The organism is Pseudoalteromonas sp. FUC4, from assembly GCF_008370255.1.
Classification (GTDB): Bacteria; Pseudomonadota; Gammaproteobacteria; order Enterobacterales; family Alteromonadaceae; genus Pseudoalteromonas.
Map to the genome: position 1 here is coordinate 201,195 of NZ_SEUI01000006.1, position 14,084 is coordinate 215,278.

Genomic DNA, 14,084 nt, shown 5'->3' on the forward strand with positions numbered 1-14,084 from the left:
ACCGAAGTTAATGGCAATGGTTTTTTCTTAAAATAGCAGATTAAAAAATAAACACGCTAATATTTGCTGGTAACTCTTTTATATAAAAGGCGTTTTATTTTTGCATTATTTTAAGGGCGTACGCGGCTATTGATTAAAACAACCGCTTAAAGCTTATTATTACTTGGTGTGAGGTTTAGCTTGTTGCCAATCCATACCGGTAGAAAAGCGATTATCAAACCCACGCCACTGTGGCAGCGGTTTACCGTCAACAACAGCTTGGTCGCCGTTTTGTGGTAAATCTAAGTATTTACACTCGCGGTCTATGCCTTTTACGTGGCAATCCATCATGGCAAGTACAAAGTGTTTGTTGATTTCGTTTAGGGTGCGCATAGACCACGAAGGCTCGTAGTAATGGCCGATATCTAATTCGCTGCTGCTTTGTGCAATAGCAGGGGCTGGGTGTGGTGCAATATTATGGCGTGCATTTTTGTAAGTAAGCATGTACTTATCTTCGCTGCCTGTTTGTTCATAAAGATTTTTAATGCCTTCATAGCCTGAAATGTCATCTAAGCTACCGGCTACATAAAGCGAAGGTACTTTAATATTTGCCATTGCTTTGGCATCAAATATAGCGTGCTGTCCGCCCCACGGTGCAAAGGCCACCATGGCTTTTATACGAGGGTCTACTTTTGGATTTTGGTATTGTCCACCAGCGCAGCTGTTTAGTAATTGCTGTACTTGTTTAATTTGAGCAGGGTCTTTCATACCCGTAAACATGGCCGTAGTTTGCTCATTAAAAGCGTAACAACCACCTATTGTATTTACCGCGCCATAGCCACCCATTGAGTAACCAATTACACCTGCGCTTTTATTATCTACCTGTTTGCTTGCAAAGTTGTTTTGCTCATTAAAGTAATTAATAACAAACTGCTGATCGCGTGAGCGATTTATAAGCGTGCTAAAAAAGCCTGAAAACGGTGCGTTTTTAAAATCAACATCGGCATTGGTTGAGTCGGTATGGTCAATCGCTACAACAATGTAACCGTGCGACGCTAAATGCTCGCCAAGGTAGTACATAATTGTACGGTAACCGGTATAACCGTGCGACAGCACAACAACAGGGTAGTGCTCTTTATTATTAATGGCGACATCGCGCATTGCATCGGCTTGCAAAGTAAACTCTTTACCTGAGCGAGTTTCATCTGTGTAGCTGGTCAGTGGCGCTTTTGCTGTATTTGCAGCCGGATACCACACTTCTACTTTTAAAGGACGATCTTTTTGACCTTGTGTTGCCGGGTCAAACTGCGCTGGGTTAACTAAATCAAGTGTTTGCACACCTACATTGTAGCTACCTTTAGCTGCAAGCTCTGGCAGTACTTCGCTAGTGATTGGCGGGTATAGCTGCTCTGGTTTATTAGATTCAGCAACAGCTACACTGGCAGATAAACTGCACGTAGCAAGTAATATAGCTTTTGAAAGCGCCTTGATTGTGTGTGTCATTGTGTGTCCTTGTTGTGTATTTTTATTTTTTAATTAGTCAGTTCAGCCGACTCGACGGCATTGCTATATTGCAGCTGCCATTGTGTTCGTAAGGTATCCATTATGTTCATAACTCGTAAGCTAGTGCCGAGGGGCAATACGCTACTTTGGGTTTGCTTTTGTAATATACACTGCGTGACATGTGCAATTTCAAACTTAAAGTTTTCATCGTCGCTAAAGTTGTATTCAAAGTACTGAGGGTCTTGGTCTTTTATGTGTAGCTCTAACGTTTTTGCTCCTACAAACTGAGGTATTCGAATATAGCCAAGCTCACCATTAATACATGCTTCTGTTGGACCATTTTGCTGCAGTGCGCTGGCAAGAGATGCAAATTGCCCGTTACCGTAATCAACTATAGCAGTGCTTCGCTCATCAACGCCGGTCGTGCTTTTATGTACAAAGGATTTTATGTGTTCAGGGGCTTTATTAAATACCACATCAGCAATCGAAATAGGGTAAATACCTAAATCGAGTAGTGCGCCACCCGCTGTTACAGGGTTCATTAATCGGTGAGTGTCGGCAAAACTGCCAGGTAAACTAAAGTTGGCATTAACACTGTGCACATTACCAATAACACCTTCACTTAGGAGTTGTTGTAATTTTACTATGGCTGGTAAAAATCGCATCCAAACGCCTTCCATTAAAAAGCAGTTTTGTTGTTTTGCAAGCTCTGTGAGGCTTTGCAACTGCTTAGCATTAACGGTAATTGGTTTTTCGCTTAGCACGTGCTTATTGTGTTTTAAGCATTGGGCTATCGTTTTAAAGTGTTGATCGTGCGTATTGGCAATATAAATAGCATCTATATTTGGGCATTGCATAAGAGCTTGATAGCTCTCATAGCCTTTAATATTGTACGGTGTGGAAAATTCTTTAGCGCGCTGCATACTCATTGATGCTGCGCCAATAAGCTGTGCATCACTGCAATGCGCAATGCTTTTAGCAAAGGTGTGAGCTATATTGCCACACCCAATAATTCCCCAATTAACCTTTGCCATGCTTATTCCTTGAGTTTATTTAAAAAGACGTAATTTGTAATCCTGAACCCGCTGAACATACGTAAATATCAGCATTTAGGCTAAAACGCTCAAAGTAATGCTTTTCTACCGCTGCTTTAATTAGTGGTACTTCCGCATCACGACACAAACATACAATTGCGCCACCAAAACCACCACCCGTCATACGTACTGCGCCACGCTCGCCCATCGCTTCTTTACAAATTTCTACTAAGCCATCGGTTGCAGGTACGGTTACTTCAAAGTCGTGTTTAAGTGATTGGTGCGATGCTGCCATTAGCGTACGAAGTGCATCCATATCGTTATTTTGTAGTGCAGTAGTTGCTGCAATTACACGGTCGTTTTCGCTAATTACGTGGTGCGCACGTTTATATTCATTTTCGCTTAATGTCGCTTTTACTGCTTGCAGGCCAGCCATGGTGGCTTGGCGAAGTGTTTCTACACCCATTTTTACAGCAGCTTGTTCGCAGTCAATACGGCGCTGGTTGTATTCGCTATCAACCAACTTACGCGGGTAGTTAGAGTTAACAATAACAATATTTAAATCATCAGGAACTTTAACAGACTCAGTTGCGAGGTTTTCACAGTCGATTAATAGTGCATGACCGTTCTCGCCTTTAGCTGAAATAAGCTGATCCATAATGCCACATTGGCAATGCATAAAGTCGTTTTCGGCTTCTTGGCCAAATAGCGCAATTTGCTCTGGCGGTAAACCAAGCTGTGCAATATGGTTAAACATACCGCCTACAGCAACCTCTAGTGCGGCCGATGACGACAAGCCACTACCTTGCGGTAAGTTGCTGTCAATAAGTAGGTCGGCGCCACGCAGTGTGTAGCCCGCTCTTTTAAGAACATAAGTAACAGCACGAATGTAGTTACCCCATTGCGACTGGCCTTCAGTGATTTCTTCATCAACACTAAAGCTGTCTTTTTCGCCTGGGTAATTTAAAGAATGCACAGTAATAATATTGTCGTCGCGCTCTTTAAACATTACTTGGGTACGAAACTCTAACGAACACGGTAAAACAAAACCGTCGTTGTAGTCGGTAAATTCGCCAATGAGGTTTACACGCCCTGGTGCTGCTGCAATACCTTGAGCAGGCGCGCCATACAGTGACAAAAATTGTTGTTGGAATTCGTTAAGCTTCATCTGTGTGTCCTGCTGTATCTTTATAATGTGTTGTACTGGCTGCTTTTAAAATAGAAGCAGCGGTTTCTGCGCTTAAATCGCGTTGGCTTTCGCCTAGCATTTCGTAGCCTACCATGTGTTTTTTAACAGTCGCAGAGCGAAGTAGCGGCGGATAAAAATGGGCATGCAAACGCCAATGTTGCTCATCAGAGCCTCTATTAGCCGGTGCATTGTGCCAACCCATTGAGTAGGGAAAGCTGCAATTAAATACGTTGTCGTATTTAGTGGTTAATACTTTAAGTGCCTGAGCCAAAGAGTCGGTTTGCACATCGTTTAGCTGGCTAAAGTTTTGAATGTTATCTTTAGTTACTATCATTGTTTCAAACGGCCATGCAGCCCAAAATGGCACAACAACAAGCCAATGTTCGTTTTCAAATACAACACGTGTTTGATCTGCTTGCTCTTTTTGTGCGTAATCGGCAAGCATTGCGCTGCCATGCTTTTTATAATAGGCAAGCTGCTGCGTATCTTCGGCTTCTATTTCGGTTGATAAGTGCGAGTGAGCCCAAACTTGGCCGTGAGGATGAGGTTGCGAGCAACCCATTATCTCGCCTTTATTTTCAAAAACTTGTACGCATTCGTACTGCTGTGCAAGCTCTGTGTAATTTTCTTTCCAGGTTTTTACTACTTCGTGCAATGCGTTTTGGCTAAGCTCTGGTAGTGTTTTATTATGCTCTGGAGAAAAACAAATTACACGGCATTCGCCACTAGCTTCATCGGCAATAAATAAATCGCTATCTGACTCTAAGCTTTGAGGTTGTTCGCTGGTATTAGGCGTTAGTGCGCCAAAGTCATTTCTAAATACATGCGTGTATTTGTAATCTGGGTTGCTATCGCCATTTGCACGGGTGTTACCTGGGCAAAGCGGGCAGCTTTCATCGTGTTTTGGTAATACGTTTTCGTTAACAGCTTCTGTTGCGCCTAACCATGGGCGATTATTACGATGTGGTGACACTAATACCCAACGACCCGTTAGCGGATTTTTACGTCTGTGAGTACTTTCTAATAAAGCCATGTTAACTCTCCAACCCACTTGGGTAATTAGTTTGCCAGCGCCATGTGTCGTTTGTCATGTCGCTAAGTGTTAGTTCTGCGTGCCAGTTAAGTGTGTTTTGCGCTTTTGTGGCATCGGCGTAGTTACAGGCAATATCACCTGCACGGCGTGGTGCACTTTTATAAGGAATATCTTTATTGGCTGATACGCTAAATGCTTTGATTATATCAAGCACTGAATAACCTTGGCCTGTGCCTAGGTTATAAGCATGAAAGGCGGTATCTGTTTTGTGTTGCATAAATGCCGCAACATGACCTTTAGCTAAATCTAAAACGTGAATATAGTCGCGCACGCCGGTGCCATCTTCGGTGTCGTAGTCGTCACCAAAAATATTAACCAAGTCACGTTTACCTACTGCTGTTTGGGCAATAAATGGCATTAAGTTATTAGGAATACCATTAGGGCTTTCGCCTAATAAACCACTTGGGTGTGCACCTACTGGGTTAAAGTAACGAAGCGCAATGCCCATAAATTGACTGTTGGCATTACATACGTCTTGCATGGCTTGTTCAACCATGACTTTAGTCCAACCATAAGGGTTAGTTGCGCGTATCGGGTGCTTTTCGTCAATAGGGAGGTAGTCTGGCTCGCCGTACACAGTAGCCGATGAGCTAAATATAATATGGTTAACGCCCGCCTCTTGCATGCTCTGTAACATGCTTAATGTGCCCGACACGTTATTTTGATAATAACGCAGCGGTTGCTCAGTTGATTCGCCAACAGCTTTTAAAGCTGCAAAATGAAAAACAGCTTCGGCTTTAGTATGTTTTAGAGCGAGCTTAAACTGTTGCTCGTCTTGTATGTCGCCCAAAATAAACTCAAACCGAGTACCCGTAATCTTTTCGAGTTGGTCAAGCACCTGCGCACTTGCATTAGACAAGTTATCATAAATAACAGGTGTAATACCTGCTTCATGTAATGCAATACATGTGTGGCTACCTATGTAACCCATGCCGCCAGTAACTAAAACTTTCATGTTATTTCTCGAAAAGTGTATTTATATGATAAATACTACTATTAAGGTGATTTAAAAACAATAGTTATGATTGTTGAGTAATTCAAATAAAAGCATAAAAAACATTCAGCTTAAGCACCCATCTGCCTTTTAAAGGAATGCTTTTATATTAACTAACATAGGCTTAGCTTTATCAATTAATTCTATAAACTGATTCAACTATTGGCCTAATTATCAGCAGTAAGTCGGGGTGCTAATATAGCGAAAATAAAGTAAGGAGAGATCAACATGAACAAAACAATTTTACTTACCGGTGCTACCGATGGCATTGGGCTAGAAACTGCAAAGATGTTATTAGCCCAAGGCCACACCGTATTATTGCATGGCCGCAATCAAGATAAATTAAATAACGTACAAAGTGCCTTAAATGAGCAATACCCGCAGGCAAGCACTGTAACTTACGTCGCTGATTTAAGCGATATGGCACAAGTACAAACATTAGCGCAAAGCGTTCTGAGCGATTTACAACAAGCAGATAAAGTACTTGATGTACTTATTAACAATGCAGGTATATACAAACTTGCTGATATAACGACAAAAGAAGGGCTCGATGCTCGTTTTGCGGTAAATACTATTGCCCCTTATTTACTTACTAAATTGCTATTGCCTGTTATGAATGTGCAATCGCGCGTTGTAAACGTATCATCTGCTGCTCAATCAAGCGTTAACTTTGAGTCCTTAGTAGGTAATAAGCCACTTTCAGATAGCGCAGCCTATGCACAAAGTAAGTTGGCTATTACTATGTGGTCACGTCATTTAGGGCTTGCGCTTAAAGGCGCGGGGCCACTAGTTGTATCGGTAAACCCTAAATCGTTACTAGGTAGTAAAATGGTAAAAGATGCCTACGGGCTTGATGGCGGTGACCTAAAATTAGGGGCTGATATTTTTTGTCGTGCAGCTTTAAGCGATGAATTTAAAGACGCAACAGGCCTTTACTTTGATAATGACGCAGAGCGCTTTGCACCTCCACACCCAGATGCACTTAACAACGCTAAAAACCAGCAGCTTGTTGATACCTTAGATTCTGTATTAGCGCAGCTTAAGTTAGGTAATGCATAGTGAGTGGGCAAATAACCTGGACCGTAGAAGGCCCAATTAAAGATGGCAAGTACGATCAATTTTTAGAGGTAATGCAGCAGCTTATTACCTCAGCTAAAAATGAAGAAGGTACGGTTATGTATGAGTGGACGATTAGCGAGAATAACCGCAGCGTACATGTTGATGAGCGTTACCAAAATGAAGCCGCAGCAAAGTTACATCTGCCAGGGGGAGCGAAAGTGGCCCGTTATTTTTAAGTGTGGTTGATATGCAGCGAGCGACTGTTTACAGCCAGCCTAGTGAAGAATTTGCCAAAGCCTTTGCAGGTCCAAGCACTGTATTTATGAAGCCAATAGGTGGGTTTGTAAATTAGAAAGTAGTAAACGTTTTACCCTTTGTTGATCTAAAGAGCTCACCTCATCAGTGAGCTCTTTTTTTATTTATACAATGCTATTCTTGTTGTAAACGTTCGTAGAGCCAATCTTTTAACTCAGAACGGTCATGTTTTAGCTGATGCATTTGTTCATCGCTTATGGGCGCATCTTTAAGTTCTAACACTCTTATTTCTTTATCTAGTTTGTCGTACTTATCTGCTTTTTTTGCAAATTCAGTGTCGCTTTCATTTAATTCGGCAATGGTCTTTAAGTACTCTGGAAAGTCATTAGTTAATGAGTGGTCTTCGCCTAACATATTCGCTCCTTAATAGGATATAAATGAGTTGTTTAAGTGAATTACTGCCTTCATATAATACACTGGGGTTTAAACAATCATAAATCAACCATTGCCAACTTAATTTGATATAACTCAAACAACCGCTTTTACTTTTTAGCAGTTGTTGTTTTTTCCCAATAAGGGGTTTCACCAAAGTACTCAATAAAGTGATCGATAAACGCACGTACTTTAGCGGTCAATAATTTATGGCTGGGGTATACAGCTGAAATAGTCGTATTAACTACTCGTGAAAAGCTTAGGGCTCGATATTATTGCTCAAGATGCGAGAAAGTAGAATAACCACAGAAGTTAAGCGACTATGAGTGGAATTAAACTTAAGTAACCTGAACTCTGGGCAATAAATCTATCTTGAGCTGCTATTTTAGTTAAAAGAGCAAGTTTTTAACGCTTTTTGCTAATTTATATTGGTTAATTAATAGTGGTAGAATGCAGCGCTTAGTGCCACTTGTGTGAAGTAGTGGTCAATAATTTATAAGGTCTGTTGTGTAATGCTGTTAATGATCGATAACTACGATTCGTTTACTTACAACTTAGTGCAATATTTTCAGCGTTTAGATCAAGACGTTTTAGTGAAACGTAATGATGAGCTAAGCATTGCACAAATAAAACAGTTGAACCCGAAGCACATCGTGTTATCGCCTGGGCCATGCACCCCAAACGAAGCGGGTATTTCACTAAATGTTGTTGAGCAACTAAAAGGGCAATATCCTATTTTAGGAATTTGCTTGGGGCATCAAACTATCGCACAAGCCTTAGGGGGAGATGTTATTCGTGCTAAAAAAGTAATGCACGGTAAAACATCACCCATAGTTCACACTAACAAAGGTGTGTTTAAAGGTTTAGCCAATCCGTTAACAGTGTGTCGTTATCATTCTTTAGTGGTTAAAGCACAAACTCTGCCTAAAGAGCTTGAAGTAACCGCATGGACTCAAACTGAGCAAGGCGAGTTTGACGAAATTATGGGGTTGTTACACAATGAACTTGCTATCGAAGGTGTGCAGTTTCATCCCGAAGCTATTTTAACTGCTCAAGGCTTAGAACTGCTTGATAACTTTTTAACTCGCTTCTAATGTTATAATACACAGAGCATTTTATACTTTATTAATGGATGTCATGACCGAACTTGTAGCCCAGCAGCGTACTGCCAAAATACTAAGCCAACGGGCTCATGACTTATTGCTTGGGCACAGCTTTGCGCACCAGCAAATTGGTTTCATTCATACATTAGATATAGATTACGGCGAACCCATGAAGCAGCGTACTTTGCTTCAGGTTGAAGTGGCCGCACAGAATAAACGCCAGCAAAGCAGTACTGCACATCATAAGTACCGCGCTCAAGCGAGTGAGCAACTGCACAAAACAATTGAAACAGCTATATATAAGCAGCTCGAAGATATAGATGGCGTAATTCATAGCACCATAGGTATTGAAGATGGCATTGCCAATATACTCGATATATTAGCGGTAAAGTCAGCGTCGGTAGGGCGTTTAGAACCATTGGTTAATGATTTAAGCTGGTTGGGTAGGGAGTTAGTAACGCTCGTTAATTTACCTTACTATCGTAATCAACGTAGTAAAAACACGTCTGTAAAAGTAGATAAGCCATCGCTCGCCCTTCGTTATATTGGCCTTGATAACTTACAGCTAGTTATACCTACATTTGCCGTGCGTCATTGGATGCCACATAGCACCGAACCATTTTCGTTATTAAAACGTCGTTTACGTGACAGTGCCATGGCAAACGCCATTGCCGCGCAAAAAATTGCACAAATTAATAATGTAAATGACGTTCATGCATTTACCCTTGGTATGCTTTTAGATGTAGGGCGAATTGCATTAGTGCGCTTGTACTTAAAAACGTTTGAGCAAATATGGCAACGTAAAGTACAGCTAGCCCGAAATGAAAACCAAAAAGATTTACACACCGCATTATTAGAGCTTAAGCCCGACCCGCTATTTTTAACCACTCTACTTAGCAATAAGTCGATAGAAGTAAGCGCCAAGGTAATAGACAAAATGGCTTTTAAATATTTACCGTTTAAAGGGGTAATGCAGCAGCTAGTAAATGGGGTAGATAAGGGCGATACATTACTGCCATTAACAGAAGTAATGCTAAAGGCACGGTGCTACTCTCAATATCTTAATTTAAAAGAACATCAACTTATTGAACCTGATGAAGCTTTAAGCTGGTTTTCGCACTTTAAGTTCACTAAAACGGAACTAAAAACCCTCCAATCGAGTAATTTTACCAATTTAGCTATTCAAATTGACTAAAAATCTGAATTTTTTGTTAATTTTTTTGCGACTAACCATTCATTCTCATCTTATTGTTATATTACATATTTGCCGATTAAAGCGTACGCGCCTTGGTGCTCATGCGGTTAGTTGTTTAAAAATAAGCATAAATAGCTATGCAAATAGTTATTCACTATCTATGAAATAATATCTTTAGCCCTTTATTTTAAAGGGATACATGAAAGTTTTTAACGAGACAGATATAAGTAATTCTGAAATAATGTGCGTCTGAAAATTGAACCACAAAGCAATTTTGCGCAATTATCAGGTTACTGATCTTGCCTATAAAGTTGGTTACAAATATTAACCAAACACCTATTTTGATGTTTTGTGTTGCTCACAATTAAGAGGAAATAAAATGACAGTCAATCGCGAATTATTTGATCACGTAATGGTTCCTAACTACGCACCTTCAAGCGTAATTCCTGTTCGAGGCGAAGGCTCTCGCGTATGGGATCAACAAGGTCGAGAGTTTATCGACTTTGCTGGTGGTATTGCAGTTAACTGTCTTGGCCATTGCCACCCTGCATTAGTAGGCGCATTAAAAGAGCAAGGCGAAAAAATCTGGCATCTATCTAACGTAATGACCAATGAGCCGGCACTTCGCCTAGCTAAAAAAATGGTTGATGCGACATTTGCTGAAAAAGTTTACTTTGCCAACTCTGGCGCAGAAGCAAACGAAGCCGCGCTTAAATTAGCGCGTCGTTTTGCACTTGATAAGTTTGGCGCAGAAAAATCACAAATCATCGCGTTCAACAAAGGTTTCCACGGTCGTACATTCTTTACCGTAACTGTTGGCGGTCAAGCTGCATATTCAGATGGTTTTGGTCCTAAGCCTGGCGATATCGTTCATTGTGATTACAATGACCTAGCTGCTTTTGAAAAACTAATTAGCGATAAAACATGTGCCGTAATGATGGAGCCTCTTCAGGGTGAAGGCGGTATTGTTTCACCAACTGATGAGTTTGCTCAAGGCGTTCGCGATTTATGTACTAAACATAACGCACTGCTTATTTTTGATGAAGTTCAAACAGGTGTTGGCCGTACTGGCGATTTATACGCATACCAAGGCTTAAACGTAGTACCTGATATTTTAACTTCAGCTAAAGCACTTGGCGGCGGTTTCCCTATTGGCGCTATGATCACAACAACTGAAATTGCACAGCATCTTAAAGTAGGTACTCATGGTTCTACTTATGGCGGTAACCCGCTTGCGTGTGCTGTTGCAGAAGCTGCATTCGATACAGTAAATACCCCAGAAGTACTGGCTGGCGTAAAAGAAAAAGCCGCATTATTTAATGAACTACTTAGCGCGGTTAACGAAAAATACAACGTATTTAGCGAAATCCGTGGCCAAGGTTTATTAATTGGTGCAGTAGTGAACGAGCAATACAAAGGTCGTGCAAAAGAGTTTTTAGTGGCAGGTACAGAGCAAGGTCTTATGTCATTAGTTGCTGGCGCAGACGTAGTACGTTTCACTCCATCGTTAGTAATTCCTGAAGCGGACATTCGCGAAGGTATGGCACGCTTTGAAAAAGCAGTAGCAAGTGTAGTAAACGCATAAGCTACCTAAGCCAACCAATTAAGGGCAAGCACTGCTTGCCCTGCAATTCCTATTTACCGTTATTTATAAGGGAGCAAGCGGACTCATGATGATCCTTCGCCCAATCCAGCAAAATGATTATTCAGCATTACTGAAAATTGCCCACGAATCTGGGCATGGTTTTACGTCTTTGCCTTTAAATGAAGAGCTATTACAAAAAAAGATCGACCATTCAGTAAGCTCATTTGCTAAACAAACGTCACAACCTGGTGACGAAGGCTACCTGTTTGTTCTTGAAGATAGCGAAACCGGTGAAGTTGTAGGTACGTCTGCAATTGAAGCGGCGGTAGGGCTTGATGATGCATTTTATCATTATCACTTAAGTAAAGTGATTCACTCTTCGCGTACATTAGACGTATACAAAGCCGTTGATATTTTAACGCTATGTAACGACTACACAGGTGCTACAGAGCTTTGCACATTGTTTTTAAAAGATGGCTATCGTAAAAATTGTAACGGTAAGCTACTTTCAAAAGCGCGTTTTATGTTTATAAAACAGCATCAAGAGCGTTTTGCACAAACAGTGATTGCAGAAATGCGCGGCGTGTCTGACGAAAATGGCAGTAGCCCTTTTTGGCAGTGGCTTGAAGAGCACTTTTTCTCAATGGACTTTCCTACAGCCGATTACCTAACAGGTATTGGCCAAAAAGTTTTCATTGCAGAACTAATGCCTAAATACCCAATTTACGTAAACTTGCTAAGTAAAGATGCGCAAGCCGTAATAGGTAAAGTACACGACAACACACGCCCAGCTATTGAGCTTTTAAAAAGCGAAGGCTTTACGTTTAACGGCTACGTAGACATTTTTGACGCCGGTCCAACGGTTGAAGCAAAAGTAGATAACATTGCGACAATTCGTAATGCTAATGACTTTAACGTTGAAATTGGCGAAATGACTGGCGACACCATGGTGTTACTAGCTAACGAAAAGCTTAATGACTTTAGAGCAACAGTTGCGCCAATGACATTTGACGATCGAGCTAAAAGCCTGATTTTATCGCAAGAAATAGCAGATGCATTACATTTGCAAGCTGGCGATATTGTTAGCGCAACCCCAGTTTAATTTAGGAGAAAGTATATGACTCATCCTGCACAATTTATTAATGGTCAATGGTCTCAAGGCCAAGGCACAGAATTTAATTCAGTAAACCCTGCAAATAACGACGTTATTTGGCAGGCATCATCAGCCACTGCGGCGCAAGTAGATACCGCAGTAAATTCAGCGCGTGAAGCGTTTTATGCATGGGCTGATAAAAGCTTTACTGAGCGCTTGGAAATAATTAAAGCATTCGCAGCGCAATTAAAAGAAAACAGCGAAGAGCTCGCTATTACTATCGCACAAGAAACAGGTAAGCCACTGTGGGAAACGCGCACAGAAGCGGGTGCTATGGTTGGTAAAATTGCCATTTCTGAAAAAGCATTTTTAGAGCGCACTGGCGACGTAGAAAACGCAATGCCACTTGGGCGTGCGATGATTCGTCATAAGCCACATGGCGTAGTAGCGGTATTTGGTCCATATAACTTTCCGGGCCACTTACCTAATGGCCACATTGTGCCAGCGCTTTTAGCAGGTAACACGGTTGTATTTAAACCGTCTGAGCTTACTCCTAAGGTTGCTGAGCTTACGCTTAAACTATGGGAAAAAGCAGGTTTGCCAGCAGGCGTTATCAACCTAGTCCAAGGTGAAGTAGAAACGGGCAAAGCCCTTGCTGCTCACAAAGGAATTGATGGCTTGTTCTTTACGGGTTCTTCTCGTACTGGTCATATTTTACATGAACAGTTTGCGGGTCAACCGGGTAAAATTTTAGCGCTAGAAATGGGTGGAAATAACCCACTTATTATTACTGACGTTGAAGACACGAAAGCCGTTGTACACGATATTATTCAATCAGCGTTTATTTCAAGCGGCCAGCGTTGTACATGTGCTCGTAAACTGTTTTTACCAACAGGTAGCAAAGGCGATGCAATTTTAGAGCGTCTTATCACTGCAACTAAAGCGATTAAAGTAGGCAACTACGATGATGCAGACCAGCCATTTATGGGTTCTATGATCTCATCAGCGGCAGCTGCAGGCATGGTTAAAGCGCAAAACGAGCTTGTTGAGCTTGGCGCTCAAGTATTAGTAGAGCTTGAGCACACAGCCAATACCGGCTTTGTAACACCAGGTATTATTGAGTGTACAAATATTAGTGACTTCCCAGATGAAGAGCATTTTGGACCACTTTTAAAAGTATTCCGCTTTGATGACTTTGACCAAGCCATTGATAAAGCAAACGATACAACCTTTGGTTTATCGGCTGGTTTATTAAGTGATAGTGCCGCAGATTACGACCATTTCTTACGTCGTATTCGCGCTGGTATTGTTAACTGGAACCGCCCAATTACTGGCGCATCAAGCGCAGCACCATTTGGTGGTATTGGCGCATCGGGTAATCACAGAGCAAGCGCGTATTACGCAGCTGATTACTGTGCATACCCAGTTGCTTCAGTAGAGCTTGAAAAAGTAGCGATGCCAGCAACATTAAGCCCAGGCTTAAAAATAGATTAAGTAGTAATACTACTTAATCATTACAAAAGCAGCTTCGGCTGCTTTTTTTGTATTGCTATCGTACAAGGCTAGTAAT

Annotated in this window: 13 protein-coding genes; 7 read left to right on the forward strand and 6 right to left on the reverse strand. The window is 41.4% G+C overall.

Translation table 11 applies throughout. From position 1 onward, the window contains the following. Positions 1 to 159 precede the first annotated feature (159 nt). Genes EU510_RS17100 through galE form a run of 5 tightly spaced genes read right to left on the reverse strand, consistent with a single transcriptional unit; the run spans position 160 to position 5,753 of the window. Positions 160 to 1,482, reverse strand: a complete 1,323-nt coding sequence (locus tag EU510_RS17100) for an alpha/beta hydrolase family protein (protein WP_149594484.1) — start codon at positions 1,480 to 1,482, stop codon at positions 160 to 162. Positions 1,483 to 1,511: 29 nt separating this feature from the next. Then, complete coding sequence (locus EU510_RS17105; protein WP_149594485.1) at positions 1,512 to 2,516, reverse strand: Gfo/Idh/MocA family protein; 1,005 nt, start codon at positions 2,514 to 2,516, stop codon at positions 1,512 to 1,514. Between the two features lie 19 nt (positions 2,517 to 2,535). After that, the gene (gene galK / locus EU510_RS17110) at positions 2,536 to 3,684 is read right to left on the reverse strand and encodes a galactokinase (protein ID WP_149594486.1); all 1,149 of its coding nucleotides are present in this window, start codon (positions 3,682 to 3,684) and stop codon (positions 2,536 to 2,538) included. After that, the gene (locus EU510_RS17115) at positions 3,674 to 4,738 is read right to left on the reverse strand and encodes a UDP-glucose--hexose-1-phosphate uridylyltransferase (protein WP_149594487.1); all 1,065 of its coding nucleotides are present in this window, start codon (positions 4,736 to 4,738) and stop codon (positions 3,674 to 3,676) included. Before EU510_RS17115 ends, galK begins: the two co-directional genes overlap by 11 nt. Before the next feature lies 1 nt (position 4,739). Beyond that, positions 4,740 to 5,753: a UDP-glucose 4-epimerase GalE gene (gene galE / locus EU510_RS17120; protein ID WP_149594488.1), complete on the reverse strand. Its 1,014-nt coding sequence runs from the start codon at positions 5,751 to 5,753 to the stop codon at positions 4,740 to 4,742. 267 nt (positions 5,754 to 6,020) lie between these two features. Between galE and EU510_RS17125 the strand changes: the two genes are divergently transcribed. Together EU510_RS17125 and EU510_RS17130 are read left to right on the forward strand one after the other, a co-directional pair. Continuing rightward, on the forward strand, positions 6,021 to 6,851 hold the full coding sequence (locus EU510_RS17125; RefSeq protein WP_149594489.1) for an SDR family NAD(P)-dependent oxidoreductase: 831 nt from the start codon (positions 6,021 to 6,023) through the stop codon (positions 6,849 to 6,851). Next, positions 6,851 to 7,087 (forward strand): putative quinol monooxygenase, encoded by a 237-nt coding sequence (locus EU510_RS17130; protein ID WP_262501245.1) that lies wholly within the window; start codon positions 6,851 to 6,853, stop codon positions 7,085 to 7,087. Before EU510_RS17125 ends, EU510_RS17130 begins: the two co-directional genes overlap by 1 nt. 193 nt (positions 7,088 to 7,280) lie before the next feature. Here the strand turns inward: EU510_RS17130 and EU510_RS17135 are convergent, their stop codons facing one another. Then, positions 7,281 to 7,520, reverse strand: coding sequence for a YdcH family protein (locus EU510_RS17135; RefSeq protein ID WP_149594490.1), 240 nt, complete (start codon positions 7,518 to 7,520; stop codon positions 7,281 to 7,283). Positions 7,521 to 8,050: 530 nt separating this feature from the next. Here EU510_RS17135 and EU510_RS17140 point away from each other — a divergent pair. The 5 genes from EU510_RS17140 (at position 8,051) to astD (ending at position 14,008) form a co-directional block, all read left to right on the forward strand. Then, complete coding sequence (locus EU510_RS17140) at positions 8,051 to 8,632, forward strand: anthranilate synthase component II (protein WP_149594491.1); 582 nt, start codon at positions 8,051 to 8,053, stop codon at positions 8,630 to 8,632. Positions 8,633 to 8,675: 43 nt separating this feature from the next. After that, positions 8,676 to 9,836, forward strand: coding sequence for an HDOD domain-containing protein (locus EU510_RS17145; RefSeq protein ID WP_149594492.1), 1,161 nt, complete (start codon positions 8,676 to 8,678; stop codon positions 9,834 to 9,836). A gap of 379 nt (positions 9,837 to 10,215) precedes the next feature. Continuing rightward, positions 10,216 to 11,421: an aspartate aminotransferase family protein gene (locus EU510_RS17150; protein ID WP_149594493.1), complete on the forward strand. Its 1,206-nt coding sequence runs from the start codon at positions 10,216 to 10,218 to the stop codon at positions 11,419 to 11,421. A gap of 85 nt (positions 11,422 to 11,506) precedes the next feature. Next, a complete protein-coding gene (gene astA / locus EU510_RS17155; protein ID WP_149594494.1) occupies positions 11,507 to 12,523 on the forward strand; it encodes an arginine N-succinyltransferase in 1,017 nt (338 codons plus the stop codon). 15 nt (positions 12,524 to 12,538) lie between these two features. Next, positions 12,539 to 14,008, forward strand: coding sequence for a succinylglutamate-semialdehyde dehydrogenase (gene astD / locus EU510_RS17160; protein ID WP_149594495.1), 1,470 nt, complete (start codon positions 12,539 to 12,541; stop codon positions 14,006 to 14,008). Positions 14,009 to 14,084: the final 76 nt, after the last annotated feature.